This window comes from Klebsiella sp. HMSC09D12, from assembly GCF_001808475.1.
Classification (GTDB): Bacteria; Pseudomonadota; Gammaproteobacteria; order Enterobacterales; family Enterobacteriaceae; genus Klebsiella; species Klebsiella oxytoca.
Window position 1 is genome coordinate 58,367 of the sequence record NZ_KV793428.1, and the last position, 18,150, is coordinate 76,516.

Below are 18,150 nucleotides of genomic sequence, written 5' to 3' on the forward strand. Positions count from 1 at the left end.
CGGCCTGCAAACATCCCCGGATGGCGACGCAGGCGTCTTATCCGGGCTACCCAATCCTGCCGTTGCGAAAACGGCGATAAACATGCGGATTAAGCTATCAGGCCGATTCGGCCAGAGCAAGCTCCTCGCGCGGCTCAATACGCTCACGACCGTTGTACAGGCGGGCATTCTGCAAGCCGACAAACAGGCGTTCCCCGCGATACGGCGCCTCTTCGCCCTGATACACCACGGTGAGCGGTTCGTCATACCACCCGAGAGGCTGCACAACTAATTGGGTGTAGTGGCCTTTCGGGCTCGCTTCCAGCACATGTACCGGCAACGGTGAATCCAGGCTGGTGCGCCGGCTGATATCCACTTCCCACGGCCGCAGGAACAGATCCACCGGCCCCTGATACGCCGGGGTATAGCCTAACGGCCAGCGATGCGCGCCCACGTGAAACTGTCCGCCGCGAATGGTGCCTTTCAGGCGGTTCACTTCGCCCATAAATTCCAGTACAAAGCGGGTTGCCGGCTCGCGCCATACCCGATCGGGCGCATCCGCCTGTTCAATATTGCCCTGGCTCATCACCACCACGCGATCCGCGACTTCGGTCGCCTCTTCCTGATCGTGGGTAACGAATACGCTGGTAAACTTTAGCTCTTCATGCAGCTGACGCAGCCAGCGTCTCAGTTCTTTACGTACCTGGGCATCCAGCGCGCCGAAAGGCTCATCCAGCAGCAGAATTTGCGGTTCGACCGCCAGCGCGCGCGCTAACGCGACGCGCTGCTTCTGTCCGCCGGAAAGCTGGGCCGGATAGCGATCGGCCAGATGCGCCAGCTGAACCATCTCCAGCAGTTTGGTAACTTTCGCTTTGATCCCGGCGGCATTTGGCCGTTCACGCTTAGGCAGCACCGTCAGGCCGAAGGCAATGTTGTCGAACACCGTCATATGACGAAACAGCGCATAGTGCTGAAAAACAAAGCCAACTTTACGGTCGCGAGCGTGCACCCGGCTGACGTCGGTACCGTGAAAACGAATGTGCCCGCTGGACTGATTCTCCAGCCCGGCAATGATGCGCAGCAGCGTGGTTTTCCCGGAGCCTGACGGCCCCAACAGCGCGACCATCTGTCCGGAAGGGATATCCAGCGAGATATCATTCAGCACCTGGGTGCGACCAAAAGACTTCTTAATATTGGCAATCTCAATGCTCATGATTTCCCTCCAGTTGCGCGCGTTTTTCCTGATTGGCCAAACGCCATTGCACCATACTCTTCAAAAACAGGGTCAAAATAGCCATTAACGTCAGCAGAGCCGCGGCGGTAAACGAACCAACGGTATTGTAGTCCTGCTCCAGTAGTTCTATTTGCAGCGGCAGCGACAAGGTTTCGCCGCGGATAGAGCCGGAAACAACCGATACGGCGCCGAATTCGCCGATCGCGCGGGCGTTAGTCAGCACCACGCCATACAGCAGCGCCCAGCGGATGTTTGGCAGCGTCACCCGGCGGAACATCTGCCAGCCAGAAGCGCCGAGCAGAATCGCCGCTTCATCCTCATTACTGCCCTGGCTCATCATCACCGGCACCAGCTCGCGAACCACAAACGGACAGGTCACAAAAATGGTCGCCAGCACCATACCGGGCCAGGCAAACATAATCTGTAGGTTATGCTCATCCAGCCAGCCGCCAAGCGGGCCATTAGAGCCATAAAACAGCAGATAAACCAACCCCGCCACCACCGGCGAGACGGCAAACGGAATATCCAGCAACGTCAGCAGCAGCTGGCGGCCGGGAAAGTTAAAACGCGTCACCAGCCATGCCAGCAGCGTGCCAAACACCAGATTCACCGGCACGGTAATTAAGGCGATCATCACCGTCAGCCAGATGGCATGCAGCATGTCCGGATCGGCCAGGTTATGCAGCACCGGCATCAGACCTTTGCTGAAAGCCTGCACGAAGATATAGACCATCGGTACAATCAGGATAAAGGCGGAAACCAGCATCCCGATACCGATCAAAAACCATTTCCCCCAGTTAATGCGGGGGGCGTCATAACGCTTTAATTGAGCAACGATCGCCATTAATGACCTACCACGCGTCGACCAAAGCGACTTTGCAGGGTGTTGATTGAGAACAGCAGCAGTAACGATGCCGCGAGGATCACCGAAGCAATCGCGCTGGCGGCAGGGTAATCAAACTCCTGCAAACGAATAAAAATCATCAGCGAGGTCACTTCCGTTTTCCACGCGATGTTACCGGCGATAAAAATAACCGCGCCGAACTCTCCCAGGCTGCGGGTAAACGACAGCGCGACGCCGGCCATCAGCGCAGGTGAAAGCTCCGGCAGCACCACTTTGCGAAAGCTCTGCCAGCGCGTCGCGCCCAGGGTTTCCGCCGCTTCTTCATATTCCGGCCCCAGCTCTTCCAGTACCGGCTGCACCGTACGAACCACAAACGGAATACTGGTAAAGGCCATCGCCACGGCGATACCCAGCCAGGTATAGGTCACTTTAATATCAAGCTTCGCCAGCCATTCACCATAAAAGCCGTTGACGGAGAACAGCGAGGCCAGCGTCAGGCCCGCCACCGCCGTCGGTAGCGCAAACGGCAGATCCATCAGCGCGTCCAGCAACGTGCGCCCCGGAAAGCGGTAGCGCGTGAGGATCCACGCCATCAGCAGGCCAAATACGCCGTTAAAGATCGACGCCACAAAGGCCGACAGCAGGGTGACTTTATAAGCGGCTACCACCTGCGGGTTGCTGATCACATCCCAGTATTGACTCCAGGTCATTTCCGCGAGCTGCATCACCAGCGCGCTCAGCGGCAGCAGCAGAATTAAGCACACGAACAGCAGGCTGGTGCCGAGGCTCAGGGTAAAGCCCGGCAGCACGCGCTTTGAGGCAACAGCAAACATTACTTACGCCCCGCCGCCAGCAGTTTGTCCAGCTCACCGCCGCTGGCAAAGTGGGTTTTCATCACTTCCGGCCAGGAGCCAAACTGGTCCTCCACGCGGAACAGCTCGGTCTGCGGGAATTTATCTTTCAGCGAATCCATCACCTTCGGGTTGTTCACGCGATAGTAATAGTCGGTGATGATCGTCTGCGCCTGCGGGCTGTAGAGCCAGTTCAGATAGGCTTTCGCCGCTTTCTCCGTTCCGTTAGCCTGAACGTTTTTATCTACCCAGGCCACCGGGAATTCGGCCAGGATATTGGTCTTCGGGATAACCACTTCAAATCCCTGATCTTCGTACTGTTTACGGATGTTGTTCACTTCCGATTCGAAGCTGATCAGCACATCGCCCAGACCGCGCTCGGCGAAGGTCGTGGTAGCCCCGCGACCGCCGGTATCAAACACTTCGACGTTTTTCAGGAACTGGGTCATGAACTGCTCGGTTTTCGCTTTATCGCCGCCGTCAGCCTTGTCCGCCGCGCCCCACGCCGCTAAATAAGTGTAACGCGCGTTGCCGGAGGTTTTTGGGTTCGGGAAAATCAGCTTCACGTCGGAACGCACGAGGTCATTCCAGTCGTGGATATTCTTCGGGTTGCCTTTACGCACCAGGAAGCCCATGGTGGAGTAAAACGGCGAGCTGTTATTCGGCAGACGGCTTTGCCAGTCGGCGGGAATCAGTTTGCCTTTGTCGTGCAGAATCTGTACGTCGGTCACCTGATTGTAGGTCACCACGTCGGCCTTAAGCCCCTGCAGAATCGCCAGCGCCTGTTTTGATGACCCGGCATGAGATTGTTTAATCGTCAGCTTATCGCCGCCGTTATCTTTCGCCCACTGCTGTTCAAACTGCGGGTTAAGGGCGGCAAACAGCTCGCGGGAAACATCGTAGGAGCTGTTCAGCAGTTCCGTCGCCTGCGCCTGCGCAACCAGCAGCACAGAAGCAGCCAGCGCCAGATATCCTTTTTTCAGTGATTTAACGGCCATTGCGCACCCTTATCAATATGATGATTTTCTGCTGATCATCATATTTATAACGGCTATGAAAGGAGTAACGGTTTTATATACCGTTTGGCGATTTGGAAGTCGAAAAGAGAATAAGAGAATGGCAAAGCTTATCTGAATCACGAATCCAGAACCGGAAAACGGGCGACGCTTGCCGACCGCGCCGAACGGTTCCCTCTCCCTGCGGGGAGAGGGTGAGGAGGAGATCTTACAGCGCCAGCAGCCTATCCAGGGACGGCGCGAAGTAGTATCCGCCGGTCACCGGTTTGGTAAAACGCAGCATCGCGTCGCGCTTACCGTCGGTATCACCGAACATACTCAGCAGCTGCTGTTCAATATTGTGCAGACGCGCGCAGTAGGCGCAAAAGTAGAGGCCGTGAGTACCGCTGGCGGTACCGTAAGGCAGGCTCTGACGCACAATCTTCAACCCTTTCCCTTCTTCTTTTAAATCCACGCGGCTCAGGTGAGAGGTTTCCGGTCGAGCATCGCCGTCAATCTCTTCGTTGGCCTCTTTGGTACGGCCGATCATCATCTCCTGATCGGGAACGCTCATGCGGTTAAGCTGCTTGAGGTTGTGCTCCCAGCGTTGCACGAATACGTAGCTGCCGCCCGCATCCACGCCATCCTGAATCACCGCCACTTCACGACGAGTCTCTTCCCCCGCCGGGTTTTCGGTACCGTCAACAAAACCGCTGAGGTCGCGCTCTTCAATCCAGCGGAAGCCGTGAATCTCCTCTTTGACCTCAATCGCGGCGCCAAAAGCGGACATGGCCGCCTGAGCGACGGAGAAGTTCAGCTCATGCTGCGCGGACAGGATATGAATCAGCACATCATATTGGGTCGACGGAGCCAGACCTTTACCGTAGCCCGGGAACGCTTTTAACTCTTCGGCCCCTACGCCGCCGCTCAGATGGCGCCAGACGTGATGACCGAAAGCGACGACTGCTCCCAGCTTAGCTTCCGGATATTTTGTCTGAAAGGTGGCTAACTTATCGGCAAACACTCTGCTGGCTTCGCGCAGTACGTCCACATCGCCTTTGACATTCGCTTCAATCCAAATCGCCGCACGGCAATGTTCCGGCAAAATGCCGCTCTGAACCTGAGACATCGCTCCTCCTGAAATAGTACAGCCACAACGCTGTGGCTTTTAAGGCGCTATTGTACCCGCTTTTTCAGGACGTCGAATCACTTCAGATCAAATTAGCGACGCCAGATAATTTTGCTCACCTTCCAGTTTTTCAGCGTGTCATCGGAAGGCATTAACTCCTCAGGGCCGCTCCAGTTACCGGTAAAGGCATAGCTAATATGCTGGCTGCCCTCGGCCTTACACTCCACCACCGCACCGTTATCGTTGCTGCCTTTCTGACAGTTGCCAAACGCTTTGCTGTAAATATCGCTAAACGGGGTCCCGATTTTCACGCCGCTGGCGGCTTTGATGTTGCTATCCCGCACGTCGATACGGCTAATAGTCCCGCTCTCGCCGTTAATGGTCAGCGCAACCTTGTCATCTTTTAACGCTTCGAAGTAGCGCACAATATTGCCGTTAGCCGTTTTCATGCCGCTGCGCAGGCGGTAGCTGCTGCCGAGCGCATCGCCGATCGCCTGCTCGTTCAGCGGCGTTGTCGCCGTCAGGTTGCCTACGCCCTGTTCGGTTACTTGCGTAGAGGAACCAAACCAGTTCCACGGATAAGCCGACGACCAGTTAACCGAGCTCATCGTCGAGCAGCCGGTTAACGCCAGCGGTAATGCGCAGAGAAGTAAACGTCGCGATTTCATGACTCAGTCCTTTCTGATTAATTCAACGCAAGTTGGAGTGCGCGATCGGCAAAAAGTGCCGTTAAACCTGCTCTTCGCGAAAACAGGCTTTCAACCGACGGTTGCTTAACAGCCACCAGAGCGCATAAAGATCCGCCGCCAGCAGGGAGATGGTCACCGCCGAGGGCGATTCTCCGCTCAGCCACAGCAGCGGCTGCCAGACCAGCAGCAGGCTCTGAGAAAGCACCAGAAGCCAGCGCATCATCGGCCAGAGGCGAGGAAAACGCTGACGATGACCGCTGATGAGAAATGCCAGTACCGCCGGGATGCCGGGCAGCAATCCCAGCCAAAAATTATCGTGATCCGGATAAAACAGATTCAGCAGCGCGTCACCCTGCTGCCGCGACGCGCCGGCCATCAGAAACAGCACCCACGTACGCGCCTGAAGCAGCAGCACGCACCAAAAAAGGAACGGCAAGCGCAGGCGGCCGTGGGTATCAAAATCGGCGGGGATAAACTCAGTATTCTTCATCTTCAATTAAGCGTTTGCCGAGGCAAAGCACGTCCGAATGCTCATAGCCAAGGCGTTCGTACATCCCCTGAACCACATCATTATCTTCGCGGATCATAATGTTTATTTTCGGGCAGCCGCGGGCAATCAGCTTTTTCTCCAGCCGATTAAGCAGCGCGTTAGCAATACCGCGACCGCGATATTCCGGATGCACGCCGAGATAATAAGCAGAGCCGCGGTGACCGTCGTAACCGCCCATCACCGTACCAACCACTTCACCGTTAACTTCGGCCACCAGAAACAGGCTGGCGTCGTGGTTCAGCTTACGCTCAATATCCATTTCCGGATCGTTCCATGGCCGCAGGAGATCGCAGCGCTCCCACAGGGTAATAACCTCTTCGAAATCTTGTTGGCGAAAAACGCGTATCTCCATGGTATTGCCCACCATTAACGGTTAAAAACAGAGATTATGGCGCGATTGTGCCCGCTAGCCAATATCAGGCGCAATGAGCCGCAAAAAATGGCATAATATGACTTTGTCATGTATTGAAATGAAAAGTAAAACAATTCTTATTTTGAATGGTCGTATCAAAAAACACGATACGATATAACATTAGTCACCACTTGTTTGCAATTCAGGCCGAATGAGCACTTTTAAACCATTAAAAATACTTGCTTCGCGCCGCCAGGTGCTGAAAGCCGGGCTGGCAGCAATGACGCTTTCAGGGATCGCCTCTCAGGCCAGCGCGAAAGAACAACAGCCATTGAAAACATCCAATGGGCACAGCAAACCCGTAGCGAAGAAAAAAGGCGCCAGGCGCGTCGTGATGCTCGACCCGGGCCATGGCGGTATTGATACCGGCGCTATCGGCCATAACGGTTCAAAAGAGAAGCACGTCGTGCTGGCTATCGCCAAAAACGTGCGCAGCATCCTGCGCAACAACGGTATCGATGCGCGTCTTACGCGCAGCGGCGATACCTTTATTCCACTCTATGACCGCGTGGAGATCGCCCATAAGAACGGCGCCGATCTCTTTATGTCGATTCACGCCGATGGCTTCACCAACCCGAGCGCCGCCGGCGCCTCCGTTTTCGCCCTCTCCAACCGCGGCGCCAGTAGCGCCATGGCGAAGTATCTCTCGGATCGCGAAAACCGGGCGGATGAAGTGGCCGGCAAGAAAACGACCGATAAAGACCATCTTTTGCAGCAAGTGCTGTTCGATCTGGTGCAAACGGACACCATCAAGAACAGCCTGACGCTCGGCTCGCACATCCTGAAAAAGATTAAGCCGGTGCATAAACTGCACAGCCGCAATACCGAACAGGCTGCGTTCGTCGTGCTGAAGTCGCCATCAATTCCGTCGGTGCTGGTGGAGACGTCGTTTATTACCAACCCGAACGAAGAAAAACTGCTGGGCACCACCGCGTTCCGGCAGAAAATCGCCACGGCAATAGCCAACGGCATTATCAGCTATTTCCACTGGTTCGATAACCAGAAAGCCCACTCGAAGAGACGTTAATGAAACCCGACGCGCACCAGGTAAAAGCTTTCCTTCTTCAGCTCCAGGATGACATCTGCCAAAAGCTTAGCGCCGTTGACGGTAGCGAATTTATCGAGGATAGCTGGCAGCGGGAAGGCGGCGGCGGCGGACGCAGCCGGGTACTGCGCAATGGCGGTATCTTTGAGCAGGCTGGCGTGAATTTTTCCCACGTGCACGGTGATGCAATGCCGGCTTCCGCAACCGCGCATCGTCCTGAACTGGCAGGCCGCAGCTTCGAAGCGATGGGCGTCTCGCTGGTCGTACACCCGCGCAGCCCGTACATCCCTACCAGCCACGCCAACGTGCGCTTTTTTATCGCGGAAAAAGCGGGTGCCGATCCGGTATGGTGGTTCGGCGGCGGCTTTGATTTAACCCCCTACTACGGTTTTGAAGAAGATGCCGTTCACTGGCATCGTACCGCCCGCGATCTGTGCCAGCCCTTTGGTGAAGAGGTTTATCCGCGCTATAAAAAGTGGTGTGACGACTACTTTTTCCTCAAGCATCGTAACGAGCAGCGCGGCATCGGCGGTCTGTTTTTCGATGATTTGAATACCCCGAACTTTGACCATTGTTTCGACTTTATGCAGGCGGTGGGCAACGGCTTCACCGAGGCGTATCTGCCGATTGTCGAGCGGCGTAAAGAGAGAGTCTGGGGCGAGCGCGAGCGCGATTTCCAGCTCTACCGTCGCGGGCGCTACGTGGAGTTCAACCTGGTGTGGGATCGCGGTACCCTGTTTGGTCTGCAAACCGGCGGCCGTACCGAGTCCATTCTGATGTCGATGCCGCCGCTGGTGCGCTGGGAATACGACTACCAGCCGGAAGCGGGCAGCCCGGAGGCCGCGCTAAGCGAATTCATTCAGGTACGTGATTGGGTTTAAAGTTGCCAGATGGTGCGATCCGTAGGCCAGATACGGCGCTGTTTTGCCTGATGGCGCTACGCTTATCAGGCCTACGATGACGGCACGATTCGCCAGCCGGTAAATAACGCGTAATCAAACCCACTGCCGCATCCGCTGATGCAGCGTCAACGACGGTTTCTCGGCGAACAGCTGTTGATAATCGGTGGCGAACTGGCCCAGATGCCAAAAGCCCCACTGCATCGCGGCATCTTTCACCGTTGCGCTCTGCGACCACGGGCTAATCAGCTCCCGGCGCACCGCGTTCAAACGAATGCGCTTCAGCCAGGCGTTCGGCCCGATCCCCAGAATCGCGTGAAAGGCATTTTGCAGCGTGCGGCGGCTAACGTGCAGCTGCTGACACAGATCGAGAACCGTCAGCGGCTCCGACATATTCTCCAGCACGAACTCCCGCGCCCGGGAAAGCAGCCGCCGGTAGCTCTGATGGCTGATGCTCTCGGCGGTGACCATCGGCTGCGCCTCCTCCAGCATCGCCCCCATCGCCAGCAGGAGATTATCGCCCAATACCTTGCGCACAGCGGGCTGATGAAGGTTTTCCGGATTCTCGCTAAACGTCGCCAGCGCCTGCTGCACAAAGCCCCATAGCGCTGCCTTGTGCTCCTCTTTGACCTCCAGCGCCGACTGGTTACGCAGCATATGCAGCACCCGCTCCGGGTGATGCAGGAAGCTGGCCTGACGGGAAATGACATCCTCTGAGATAACCACTCCCAGAATGGTGTAATCATCCGGCGTGCTGAGTTCGAACTCGGTGCCGCCGGGTCGGGTGGCGATCTCGGCGCTGCCGAGACACTGCGATCCTATAAACCCCTGCTCGCCGCGGGTTGTCGGGATACCGAACCAAAAAGAGTTCGGCCACACCAGGCAGGATTGACGCAGCGCCAGACCGGTATACTCGCGAAAAACCTGAATATCATCGAGCAGGATTTCGGTAAATTCACCGTGAAATTTCCCCGGATGCAGCTGATCGTAAATCTGCTGCCAGGCGGTAATCGTCAGGGCATGTTCATAGACATCGGTGGTCCGTCGCTGGTGGACGTTATCCACCTCGACCATCGGCGTCAATTTAACGTCTTCGGGTAATGCTTCATGATAAAGATGGTGCAGGCTGGCCGGTGTTTTCTTTTTCATGATCTTATCAACCGGGAGCGCTCTCGCGTTCCCGGCACCTCCGACTGGTTAATTTTTTAGACGATAGCGACTACTGCGTTTACGCAACGATCCGGTAGAAAACAGCTGTTCCAGCGCCTTTCTGGCTTCGTCAAGCGACCAGCCAAAATGGGCGGCCACCTCCCCTGCCGTCATTCCCTGACGCGTCGATGCCAGCAGCGCCAGTAAAGGCTCAGAGGACTCCGCTATCACCGGTGGCTGCGGGGCTTCCGGCTGCGGCTGAAAGCCGCCGATCAGCCGCTGGGTGTCCTCTTCCGGGCGCCCTATCTCCCGACGGCTAACAACGCGCCCCGTACGCTGCGCCGCAGCGCTTCCGGCATCCAGCGCCGCCCGGCACGCCGCCAGGTCGCCTTCCACCACGAGGGTTAACCTGCCGGGATCGAGAACCTCATGGCTGAGCAGCCGCACGTTGGCCGCCTTCAGCATCGCATCCGCCGCATCAACGGCGGCGACCATGCCGTCAACTTCCAGTAATCCCAGGGCGTTGATCATCGCTTCCCCCTTACGCGCGCTGGATTGGATGACGGGCAATATCCAGAACGGCATCGGTAAAGGCATTGCAGGCTGCCTTACAGGCGGCCTGGCTCCCCGTCAAGAAGGCGGCCGAATAGTTGGTTTCCGACGGCGGCGGCACGTAGGTCACCAGCTGCACGTCGGCCGATTTCATCGCCGCGTCAATGCCGAAAGTGGCCTCCAGCGGCGGCGCCACCAGATAGGCGATCGGATCGCCCAGCGCGATGCCTGAAGAAGACGAGAGATAAGAGCCGGTACGCGACACCACGTGCGCCAGGAACGCCGTATCTTCGGCATCGTTGGCCCACTGAAACGCCGCTCCGCTTTCGATATGCGCCATCATCGCGTCCAGGCCAGCGCGAACTTCCGCCGGGTTCGGGCCGCCCAGCATAATCAGCACTTCCCCTGCGGTTGGCGACGGGCCGTGAGCTGCGCCAGCGTAGAGGGAGCGCCCGTAAACCACTTCAACCATCGCCTGTTTTGTCGCTTCGTCAGCGGCAATATAGGTCACATCATCCGAATCCGCCGTGATGAGTCCGAGGCTACGTATATGCGGCGGTAATTTAAGCTCGCGGGCAAAGCCGTCATTTACCGAAGCAATCACGCGCATGGCCGTCACCGAAGGGCGAATTAAATCTAATGCAGGCATGATGCCTCCTTAACGAGTCATATTGATGCCGGAAGCTTTCTGCTCCAGCATGCGTTTGGCCAAATCGACGATCACCGCAGCGGCTTCTACCGGCGGCGTGCCGCCCTGGTGAATATTGGAAATACAGGTCCGGTCCGCTTCAACGGTGGTTGCCACGCGCGGCGAATACACGGCGTAACAGGAGAGGCTTTCCGACTGCCCCAGCCCGGGACGCTCGCCTACCAGCAGGATGACCACCTTCGCGCCGAGGATTTCGCCAATCTGATCTTCAATTTTGACCCGTCCGTAGCGGACGAAGAACGGCGTACCGACCTTCAGCCCGGCCTGCTTCAGCCCCGACAGCAGCGGCGGCAGGATCTCTTCATAGTTGACGGTAATCGCGTCCGTAGAGAGGCCATCGGATACCACCACCTGAACGTCAGGATTCGCCACGCACTGCGCCTTCAGCGCGTCAATCGCTTCCGGACTCAGGCGACGGCCCATATCCGGGCGCGTCAGGTAGAGGTTCTTGTCGCTAATCTCGGAACGCACCTCGAGCAATCCCTGGTTTTTCACCCACTCTTCCGGAACCTCTTTCAGCACCGTATCCTTGGAGCGCGAATGGTCGGCGAGGAAGCGCAGCAGCGCGAGGGTGCGCGGACGCGGGCCGGCGCGGCCGGTGCAAACGCGCGCCGCCGTGCTGCGTTTCAGTTCGGCCAGCACTTCCGCGCGATGCGGCTGCTGCACGCCAATCCAGCCTTTAGCCTCTGGCGATCCTAAATCCAGCGCGCAGCTCTCCGCCGCGACCTCACACCGGCTGCCGCACTTCGTCGCCGCAGCCTGAGGCGCCGCTGCGGCCGTCTGCGGTTGTCCCATTGACGCCATCACGCTACGTACAATTTCTTCAATCTGCTTTTGATCCATCATGTGTCATCCCCGCGTCATCAAAAGAACAGTGACGGATCGCCCGCCCGTTGGGTCAGACGACCGTTTGCCATAATGCCCATGGTTTCCAGCCAGCGTTCGAACTCCGGCGACGGCCGTAGATTCAGCAGCTGACGGACGGTGGCGGTATCGTGAAACGCGGTGGTCTGATAGTTGAGCATGATGTCGTCGCCGAGCGGCATGCCCATGATGTAGTTGCAACCGGCGGTGGCGAGCAGAATCATCAGGTTTTCATTGAGATTCTGATCGGCGTCAGCATGGTTGGTGTAGCAGCAGTCGCAGCCCATCGAGATGCCGCTCAGCTTGCCCATAAAGTGATCTTCGAGACCGGCGCGAATAATCTGCCGGTCGTTATAGAGGTACTCCGGCCCGATAAAGCCCACAACGGTATTGACGAGGAACGGATCGTAGTGCCGCGCCAGGCCATAGTTGCGCGCCTCCATCGTCACCTGATCGGCGCCGAAGTTCGCGCCAGCCGACAGCGCCGAGCCCTGCCCGGTTTCAAAATAGAGGCAGTTTTCTCCGGCGATACGGTTGAACTCGGCGCCGACCGCCCGCGCTTCATCGAGCATCGCCAGCTCCACGCCGAACTCTTTTAGCCCCTTTTCGCTGCCGCAGATGCTCTGGAAAATAAGCCCTCCCGGCGCGCCGCGGCGGATCGCTTCAATCTGGGTAGTGACGTGCGCCAGCACGCAGCCCTGAGTCGGGATATTAAACTTGTCGATAACGCCGTAGACGGTATCGAGGACGCGGGTCAGGTTCTCCACGTCATCGGTCACCGGGTTAACGCCGATCACCGCATCGCCCGCGCCGAACGAGAGCCCTTCGTAGATTTGCGCCGCAATGCTCTGCACGTCATCGCGGGTATCGTTCGGCTGCAGGCGACAGCTAAAGGTGCCCGGCAGGCCGATGGTGGTGTTGGCTTTTTTAATCACCGGCATTTTCTTTGCGCCGTAAATCAGGTCGGCGTTGGAACAGACCTTCGCCACCGCCGCCACCACTTCTGAGGTCAGCCCTTTGCGCACAAACGCAATATCGTCGCTGGTGACTTCATCGTTGAGCACGTATTCGCGCAGGTCGCTGATGGTCCAGTTTTTAATCCGCTGATAAGCGGTTTCGTTGACATCGTCCTGAATCAGGCGCGTCACGCAGTCCTCTTCATAAGGGATCACCGGGTTATTACGAATATCGGCGACCGTCATATCGGAGAGCACCTGCTTCGCCGCTACGCGCTGCTGCGAACTTTCTGCCGCCACGCCCGCCAGCACATCCCCCGAACGCAGTTCGTTGGCTTTAGCCAGCACCTCTTTTACATCCTTAAACTGATAAACATTGCCGAACAATGTGGTCTTTAATTTCATAAGTCGTTCCCTCAGGAAGGAAATGCGAGTGATTTCACCGTCACCGGCACAACCGATCCGCCAAAAAGAGGCGTACCAATGTCGATATAGTCCCCCGCCCGTACGCTCACCTCATCGATGACCGCCAGCGGGAGTTGTTGCAGCTGCGGGCGCAGCAGCATGCCCAGCGCTTTGCCAAAGTCCTGCTCGGCCACCACCAGCAGGGGATGCGGATTGGGAAAGCGCGCGACAAAAGCCAGTAGCGCGTCAATCACCACCAGCAGGGCGGCGTAGCGCACCGGCAACGAAGCAGGAAGCGCCAGCACGTAAGCATCCGATCCCGGATCCAGATCGAGCTGCAGCAGCGCCTGCTGCCAGGCGCTCAGCAGATCGGATTCATCAAGCGGGATCGCCACCGGCAGATTGCGCAGCGGGAGCTGAACCCCTTCCAGCCAGATAGTGCTGCCGGAAAGCGAGAGCGTATGCGCGCCGGCGCCAATCACCGTGGCGCGCACGGTTTGCGCCGGAAACTGCACGTTCATCTTCCGCAGCCGCGGATGCTCGTGCAGCGCCGTGGCCAGCAGCGGTCCGATATCCGCAAAACAGAACGGGTCGGCAGGCTGGTTGCGGTAGCACTCGCCCACTCCGCCGGAAAGGGTAATCACCTCGGGTACCGCGCCTGCGGGCAGCAGGCCGGTTTGCATCAGCCGTTGCGCCAGCGGAGAGAGCGTGCCGTCGATAACTTCGACGATCAGATCCGCCATCCGACGCGCTACCTGCGCTAACTGCGAAGCACTCAACGCGCGCGCATCGACGCCTGCGCCAAAAACCTCATCGACGATCATTTGCCCCGGCTGATGGGCATAAACCACCCGTCCCTGGCCGTCGGTCTCCAGCAGGCGTCCGCCAACGTTCAGGCAGGCGGTGGCGCTGACTTTTCCCGCTTCAAATAGCGCGTAATTTGAGGTACCGCCGCCGATATCAATGTTCAGCACCCGGCACATCCGCTGTTCAGAAAGGGTTTGCGCCCCGGCGCCGTGACCGGCAATCACCGATTCCAGATGCGGCCCGGCGCTGGCCACCACAAAGTCACCCAGCGACTGCGAGAGCGCCATCACCGCCGCCCTTGCGTTGCGGGTTTTCGCGCTTTCGCCTGTGATAATGATCGCCCCGGAGTCCACCGATTCTGGGGCAACCTCTGCGGCCTGATACTGCGCCAGAATCAGCGCCTTGAGTTCGTCCTCCTTCAGACCGCCCTGTTTATCAACCGGGGTAAAGAAGACCGGGCTTTGCCAGCTAATTTCGCGTTTGATGAATTCGTAGCGCGGCACCTGCGACACCGCCGCACGGTTAACCAGCTCAAGGCGGGAGAAGATCACCTGAGTGGTGGTGGTGCCGATATCGATGCCGACGCTCAGCAGCTGGCGAGTTTTCACGATTGCGTCTCCGCTTCGGTTGTCGCCGCCGCCGGTGCGTTTTCATCTTTCGGCACCAGCAGCATCGCCACGCCAATGGCGGTAACGCCGCCGATCAGCTTGCCGACGATCATCGGGAAGATCATGGCGTTCATGTTGGCGGCGGCGAAGCCTAAATGGTCGCCCAGCGCGAAAGCGGCGGAGACGGAGAACGCGCAGTTAATGACTTTGCCGCGAGTATCCATCTGTTTCATCATGCCGAACATCGGGATGTTGTTGGCCAGCGTCGCCACCATGCCTCCGGCGGCCATATTATTGATTTTCAGCAGATTACCGACGCGCATCAGCGGCTTTTCAAACCAGCGGGTCAGCAGCAGCACCATCGGATAAGCGCCGAGCAGCACGCAGGATATCGATCCAATGACTTCAATGGCGCGCATCACCTCGCCGGGCTGGTCGCCGGGAGCCATAAAGATCGGATCAAGCCCCGGGATCAGATCCCAGCCCAGCAGGAACTTGATGACCGCTGCCGCCAGGCCGATGGTGATCAGCGCCACCAGAAATTTGGCGAAGATCTGGAAGCCGTTGATCATTTTTTCCGGAATAAACTTCAGCCCCAGCGCGACCAGCACCGCGACGATAAGCACCGGGATCATATTCATCAGGATCAGCGCGAAGGTAAACTCTACCGGCTGACCGTTAATCTCCACGCCGGAGTACATGGCCACCAGGCCGCCGGCGATACAGCCGATCGGAATCGTAACGATCCCGGCCAGCACGCCCAGCGCCAGGTAGCGGCGGTCAGAGGGTTCGATGATGCCGAGCGCGACCGGAATGGAGAACACCAGCGTCGGCCCCATCATCGCCCCGAGGATCAGGCCGGAATAGAGCCACGCCGCCACGTCGCCGCCCGCCAGCTCTTTGGCGAGGAAGAAACCGCCCATATCGCAGGCCAGTAGCGTGCCGGCAAACATCGACGGGTTCGCGCCGAGCATTTCATACAGCGGAATAATCACCGGCCCGAGCAGGTGCGCCAGTACCGGCGCCAGCGCGGTCATCCCGACCATCGCCAGGCCCAGCGCCCCCATCGCCATAAACCCCTCTTCGAACTGGCCGCCGGAGCCCTCAATGCTTTTACCAAACTTGCCGAGAAAGCGCGCCGAGCCGCCAAACTGCGACAGGATCCTGTCCACGGCGGCAATCAGCATAAAGAACATCATGATGTACATGATGATTTCGTTAATTCCCATAGCCCTTACTCCCTGTCATTCGTTATGTGTAAAGACGTCCCATGGGCATACAACCAACGCCAGGACGGTAGCCCGGCATCGCCTCCGGGAAATTCTGTAACGTTTTGCGCACTTCTCCCGGGGGCGGCGCTTTGCGCCTTGCCCGGGCTACGGGCTGGTAGCCCGGACAGACGCGCAGCGTCGCCTCCGGGATAATCAGCCGGGGTTAACGCCGCATCAGTGCGCCGCCGCGTACAGATCGATAATCTGCTCCCGGCTGGCGGTGCGTGGATTAGTGCGCAGACAAATGTCCTCCTGCGCCGCCTGCGCCCATGCGCTGAAATGTACGGCCATCGCGCCGGCATCCGAGAGTCGTTTGCTCAGGCCCACTTCAGCAATCAGCTCGCGTACGGCGGCGATAGCCTCACGATCGTCGGTTTTCTTGCCGGTTAACGCCCGACCGATTTGGCTGAAACGCTCGCGGCGCACCATGCGGTTAAACTCCATCACCGTCGGCAGCAGCATGGCGTTGGCCTGGCCGTGCGGAATATGCAGCGCTGCGCCAGGCTGATGCGCCATCGCATGACATAAGCCCAGACCCGCGCTGGAAAAGGCCATCCCCGCCATACAGGAAGCCAGCAGCATACTTTCGCGCGCGGCAAGATCCTGGCCGTAGCCAACGGCCTTCGGCAGCGACCGGCCGATCATCGCTATCGCGCCAATCGCCAGGCTGTCGGTGAAGGGCGTCGCGTTGAGCGCGCTGTATGCCTCAACGGCGTGGGTCAGCGCGTCAATCCCGGTCATTGCCGTCACCTGTGGCGGAACGCCTTCGGTCAGGGCGGCGTCGAGAATCGCCACGTCCGGCATGAGCGAGGCATGGGCCAGCACTTGCTTACGCCCGCTGACTGCATCGATAATCACCGTCACGTTGGTGGTTTCCGAGCCGGTTCCGGCGGTGGTCGGCACCGCAATCAGCGGCAGACGCGGGCGCAGTACGCTGCTTTCCGTCATCGCGCTTAACGTCTGCTCCGGGTTGGTGACTAACAGCGCGACCGCTTTCGCCGCGTCCAGCACCGAACCGCCGCCAAAGGCCACCACGCCGTCGCACTTCGACTCGCGCAGCTGCGCCACCGCCGCGCAGACGTCGGTAATGCACGGTTCTCCCGGCGGACAGGGCCAGACGGTCATCGTCACCCCTTTCATTGCCAGGCTGCGAGCAAGCCCGGCGGTCATTCCCGCCTGATGCAGGAAACTATCAACCATCACCAGCAGATGGCTTAGGCCCCGCGCTTGCGCCTCCTGTCCGCAGGCGCTCAGCGCGCCGAGGCCGCACAGCGTTACCGGCGGCACGCTGAAGGTTTTCACCCGCTGCAGATTCAGGGTATCGAACGCCTGAAAGAGCGCCGTCTGCAGTTCAGCTTGCATAGATTCCCTCCGCTTTCTCTCTCCCGCTGCTGGCTATCGCCAGCGGGGTCATAAACAGGCTGTGCTGCGGTAAATGCACCCGTAATTCCGGGAAGCGTTTGCGAAACAACGCGTCCACGCCCGGCTGCATACAGGAGCCGCCCGCCAGCCATAAATCGGCAATGCCATGTCCTTCAATATGGTGAGCAACGATCTCCGCCATTTTTTCGTACACCGGCTTCACCACCGGCCAGATCTCCTGCGCGTTGCTGCGCTTGTACTGCTCCGCCTCTTCCAGCGGGATGCGACGATTTCCGGCGAGGGTCAGGGAGATATGATGGCCGCCGGTCGCTTCATCGGCGGAGTAGGTCACCAGACCCTGCTTAACGATGGCGATGCCGGTGGTGCCGCCACCAATATCCACCACGCCGGCGTTATCAAGCTGCAGCAGATCCGCCACCGCGGTCGGTTCATCCAGCACGTGGCTAACTTCCAGGCCGGCAGATTCGAGTACGTTGATCGAAATACGCGGGTCGGTACCCGGTGGAAAAGAGGTCGCCGCATGGGTGAAGCGGCAGCCGAGCTGCTGTTCAAGAACGTCGAGATGGCGGCGCACGAGGGTAACGGCGCCGAAGAAATCCCAGACGATGCCGTCGCGCACGACGTCAGCCCAGTCCAGGCACACTGCAACCGGCTGGCCATCGCCATCGACCACCATCGACACGACATCGCAGGTGCCTAAATCCACGCCCAGCCACAGCGGCGAACCGCTGTTCGCAGGCGTCTGGTTACACAGGGCCGCGGCTTTTTGTAGCCTGGGAGTGAGCCAACGTTGTTCGTCGTGCGCCATCTCTTTCACTC

The 18,150-nt window shown here is 58.6% G+C and carries 19 protein-coding genes; 2 read left to right on the plus strand and 17 right to left on the minus strand.

Annotated features, from left to right (window positions below; all coding sequences use genetic code 11):
- Positions 1-97 precede the first annotated feature (97 nt).
- The 8 genes from cysA to HMPREF3178_RS05890 form a co-directional block, all read right to left on the minus strand.
- The gene (gene cysA / locus HMPREF3178_RS05855; RefSeq protein ID WP_047720808.1) at positions 98-1,192 is read right to left on the minus strand and encodes a sulfate/thiosulfate ABC transporter ATP-binding protein CysA; all 1,095 of its coding nucleotides are present in this window, start codon (positions 1,190-1,192) and stop codon (positions 98-100) included.
- Positions 1,182-2,057 carry a sulfate/thiosulfate ABC transporter permease CysW gene (gene cysW, locus HMPREF3178_RS05860; RefSeq protein ID WP_004104348.1) on the minus strand — a complete coding sequence of 292 codons (876 nt, stop codon included), beginning with the start codon at positions 2,055-2,057 and terminating at the stop codon, positions 1,182-1,184. The genes cysA and cysW overlap by 11 nt, the downstream gene beginning before the upstream one ends.
- The gene (cysT, locus tag HMPREF3178_RS05865; RefSeq protein WP_004104350.1) at positions 2,057-2,890 is read right to left on the minus strand and encodes a sulfate/thiosulfate ABC transporter permease CysT; all 834 of its coding nucleotides are present in this window, start codon (positions 2,888-2,890) and stop codon (positions 2,057-2,059) included. Before cysT ends, cysW begins: the two co-directional genes overlap by 1 nt.
- The gene (cysP, locus tag HMPREF3178_RS05870) at positions 2,890-3,906 is read right to left on the minus strand and encodes a thiosulfate/sulfate ABC transporter substrate-binding protein CysP (protein WP_004104352.1); all 1,017 of its coding nucleotides are present in this window, start codon (positions 3,904-3,906) and stop codon (positions 2,890-2,892) included. The genes cysT and cysP overlap by 1 nt, the downstream gene beginning before the upstream one ends.
- 226 nt (positions 3,907-4,132) lie before the next feature.
- On the minus strand, positions 4,133-5,032 hold the full coding sequence (locus HMPREF3178_RS05875) for a Dyp-type peroxidase (protein WP_004104353.1): 900 nt from the start codon (positions 5,030-5,032) through the stop codon (positions 4,133-4,135).
- A gap of 92 nt (positions 5,033-5,124) precedes the next feature.
- A complete protein-coding gene (locus tag HMPREF3178_RS05880; RefSeq protein ID WP_004104355.1) occupies positions 5,125-5,700 on the minus strand; it encodes an RpoE-regulated lipoprotein in 576 nt (191 codons plus the stop codon).
- Between the two features lie 61 nt (positions 5,701-5,761).
- Positions 5,762-6,211 (minus strand): DUF2919 domain-containing protein, encoded by a 450-nt coding sequence (locus HMPREF3178_RS05885; RefSeq protein ID WP_004104358.1) that lies wholly within the window; start codon positions 6,209-6,211, stop codon positions 5,762-5,764.
- On the minus strand, positions 6,198-6,623 hold the full coding sequence (locus HMPREF3178_RS05890; RefSeq protein WP_004104360.1) for a GNAT family acetyltransferase: 426 nt from the start codon (positions 6,621-6,623) through the stop codon (positions 6,198-6,200). The genes HMPREF3178_RS05885 and HMPREF3178_RS05890 overlap by 14 nt, the downstream gene beginning before the upstream one ends.
- A 211-nt stretch (positions 6,624-6,834) precedes the next feature.
- Between HMPREF3178_RS05890 and amiA the strand changes: the two genes are divergently transcribed.
- Together amiA and hemF are read left to right on the plus strand one after the other, a co-directional pair.
- On the plus strand, positions 6,835-7,710 hold the full coding sequence (amiA, locus tag HMPREF3178_RS05895; protein ID WP_070585077.1) for an N-acetylmuramoyl-L-alanine amidase AmiA: 876 nt from the start codon (positions 6,835-6,837) through the stop codon (positions 7,708-7,710).
- Positions 7,710-8,609, plus strand: coding sequence for an oxygen-dependent coproporphyrinogen oxidase (gene hemF, locus HMPREF3178_RS05900; protein WP_004104363.1), 900 nt, complete (start codon positions 7,710-7,712; stop codon positions 8,607-8,609). The genes amiA and hemF overlap by 1 nt, the downstream gene beginning before the upstream one ends.
- Before the next feature lie 114 nt (positions 8,610-8,723).
- Here the strand turns inward: hemF and eutR are convergent, their stop codons facing one another.
- From eutR to eutJ, 9 genes are all read right to left on the minus strand, one after another.
- Entirely contained in the window at positions 8,724-9,776 is a 1,053-nt protein-coding gene (eutR, locus tag HMPREF3178_RS05905) for an HTH-type transcriptional regulator EutR (RefSeq protein WP_004104364.1), read from the minus strand.
- A gap of 48 nt (positions 9,777-9,824) precedes the next feature.
- Positions 9,825-10,307, minus strand: coding sequence for an ethanolamine utilization microcompartment protein EutK (eutK, locus tag HMPREF3178_RS05910; protein ID WP_016809547.1), 483 nt, complete (start codon positions 10,305-10,307; stop codon positions 9,825-9,827).
- 10 nt (positions 10,308-10,317) lie between these two features.
- Positions 10,318-10,977 carry an ethanolamine utilization microcompartment protein EutL gene (gene eutL / locus HMPREF3178_RS05915; protein WP_004104369.1) on the minus strand — a complete coding sequence of 220 codons (660 nt, stop codon included), beginning with the start codon at positions 10,975-10,977 and terminating at the stop codon, positions 10,318-10,320.
- A 9-nt stretch (positions 10,978-10,986) separates the two neighbouring features.
- Complete coding sequence (eutC, locus tag HMPREF3178_RS05920; RefSeq protein ID WP_024274541.1) at positions 10,987-11,880, minus strand: ethanolamine ammonia-lyase subunit EutC; 894 nt, start codon at positions 11,878-11,880, stop codon at positions 10,987-10,989.
- 20 nt (positions 11,881-11,900) lie between these two features.
- On the minus strand, positions 11,901-13,262 hold the full coding sequence (gene eutB / locus HMPREF3178_RS05925) for an ethanolamine ammonia-lyase subunit alpha (RefSeq protein WP_004104373.1): 1,362 nt from the start codon (positions 13,260-13,262) through the stop codon (positions 11,901-11,903).
- An 11-nt stretch (positions 13,263-13,273) separates the two neighbouring features.
- On the minus strand, positions 13,274-14,677 hold the full coding sequence (gene eutA, locus HMPREF3178_RS05930; RefSeq protein WP_016809545.1) for an ethanolamine ammonia-lyase reactivating factor EutA: 1,404 nt from the start codon (positions 14,675-14,677) through the stop codon (positions 13,274-13,276).
- Complete coding sequence (gene eutH, locus HMPREF3178_RS05935; protein ID WP_004104378.1) at positions 14,674-15,906, minus strand: ethanolamine utilization protein EutH; 1,233 nt, start codon at positions 15,904-15,906, stop codon at positions 14,674-14,676. The genes eutA and eutH overlap by 4 nt, the downstream gene beginning before the upstream one ends.
- Positions 15,907-16,122: 216 nt before the next feature.
- Entirely contained in the window at positions 16,123-17,310 is a 1,188-nt protein-coding gene (gene eutG / locus HMPREF3178_RS05940; RefSeq protein ID WP_004104380.1) for an ethanolamine utilization ethanol dehydrogenase EutG, read from the minus strand.
- A complete protein-coding gene (gene eutJ, locus HMPREF3178_RS05945; RefSeq protein WP_004104382.1) occupies positions 17,300-18,139 on the minus strand; it encodes an ethanolamine utilization protein EutJ in 840 nt (279 codons plus the stop codon). Before eutJ ends, eutG begins: the two co-directional genes overlap by 11 nt.
- Positions 18,140-18,150 lie beyond the last annotated feature (11 nt).

Excerpts from the sequence above, each read along its gene's own strand:
- cysA (WP_047720808.1), bottom strand. The coding sequence starts at position 1,192 with ATGAGCATTGAGATTGCCAATATTAAGAAGTCTTTTGGTCGCACCCAG.
- cysW (WP_004104348.1), bottom strand. The coding sequence starts at position 2,057 with ATGGCGATCGTTGCTCAATTAAAGCGTTATGACGCCCCCCGCATTAAC.
- cysT (WP_004104350.1), bottom strand. The coding sequence starts at position 2,890 with ATGTTTGCTGTTGCCTCAAAGCGCGTGCTGCCGGGCTTTACCCTGAGC.
- cysP (WP_004104352.1), bottom strand. The coding sequence starts at position 3,906 with ATGGCCGTTAAATCACTGAAAAAAGGATATCTGGCGCTGGCTGCTTCT.
- HMPREF3178_RS05875 (WP_004104353.1), bottom strand. The coding sequence starts at position 5,032 with ATGTCTCAGGTTCAGAGCGGCATTTTGCCGGAACATTGCCGTGCGGCG.
- HMPREF3178_RS05880 (WP_004104355.1), bottom strand. The coding sequence starts at position 5,700 with ATGAAATCGCGACGTTTACTTCTCTGCGCATTACCGCTGGCGTTAACC.
- HMPREF3178_RS05885 (WP_004104358.1), bottom strand. The coding sequence starts at position 6,211 with ATGAAGAATACTGAGTTTATCCCCGCCGATTTTGATACCCACGGCCGC.
- HMPREF3178_RS05890 (WP_004104360.1), bottom strand. The coding sequence starts at position 6,623 with ATGGAGATACGCGTTTTTCGCCAACAAGATTTCGAAGAGGTTATTACC.
- amiA (WP_070585077.1), top strand. The coding sequence starts at position 6,835 with ATGAGCACTTTTAAACCATTAAAAATACTTGCTTCGCGCCGCCAGGTG.
- hemF (WP_004104363.1), top strand. The coding sequence starts at position 7,710 with ATGAAACCCGACGCGCACCAGGTAAAAGCTTTCCTTCTTCAGCTCCAG.
- eutR (WP_004104364.1), bottom strand. The coding sequence starts at position 9,776 with ATGAAAAAGAAAACACCGGCCAGCCTGCACCATCTTTATCATGAAGCA.
- eutK (WP_016809547.1), bottom strand. The coding sequence starts at position 10,307 with ATGATCAACGCCCTGGGATTACTGGAAGTTGACGGCATGGTCGCCGCC.
- eutL (WP_004104369.1), bottom strand. The coding sequence starts at position 10,977 with ATGCCTGCATTAGATTTAATTCGCCCTTCGGTGACGGCCATGCGCGTG.
- eutC (WP_024274541.1), bottom strand. The coding sequence starts at position 11,880 with ATGGATCAAAAGCAGATTGAAGAAATTGTACGTAGCGTGATGGCGTCA.
- eutB (WP_004104373.1), bottom strand. The coding sequence starts at position 13,262 with ATGAAATTAAAGACCACATTGTTCGGCAATGTTTATCAGTTTAAGGAT.
- eutH (WP_004104378.1), bottom strand. The coding sequence starts at position 15,906 with ATGGGAATTAACGAAATCATCATGTACATCATGATGTTCTTTATGCTG.
- eutG (WP_004104380.1), bottom strand. The coding sequence starts at position 17,310 with ATGCAAGCTGAACTGCAGACGGCGCTCTTTCAGGCGTTCGATACCCTG.
- eutJ (WP_004104382.1), bottom strand. The coding sequence starts at position 18,139 with ATGGCGCACGACGAACAACGTTGGCTCACTCCCAGGCTACAAAAAGCC.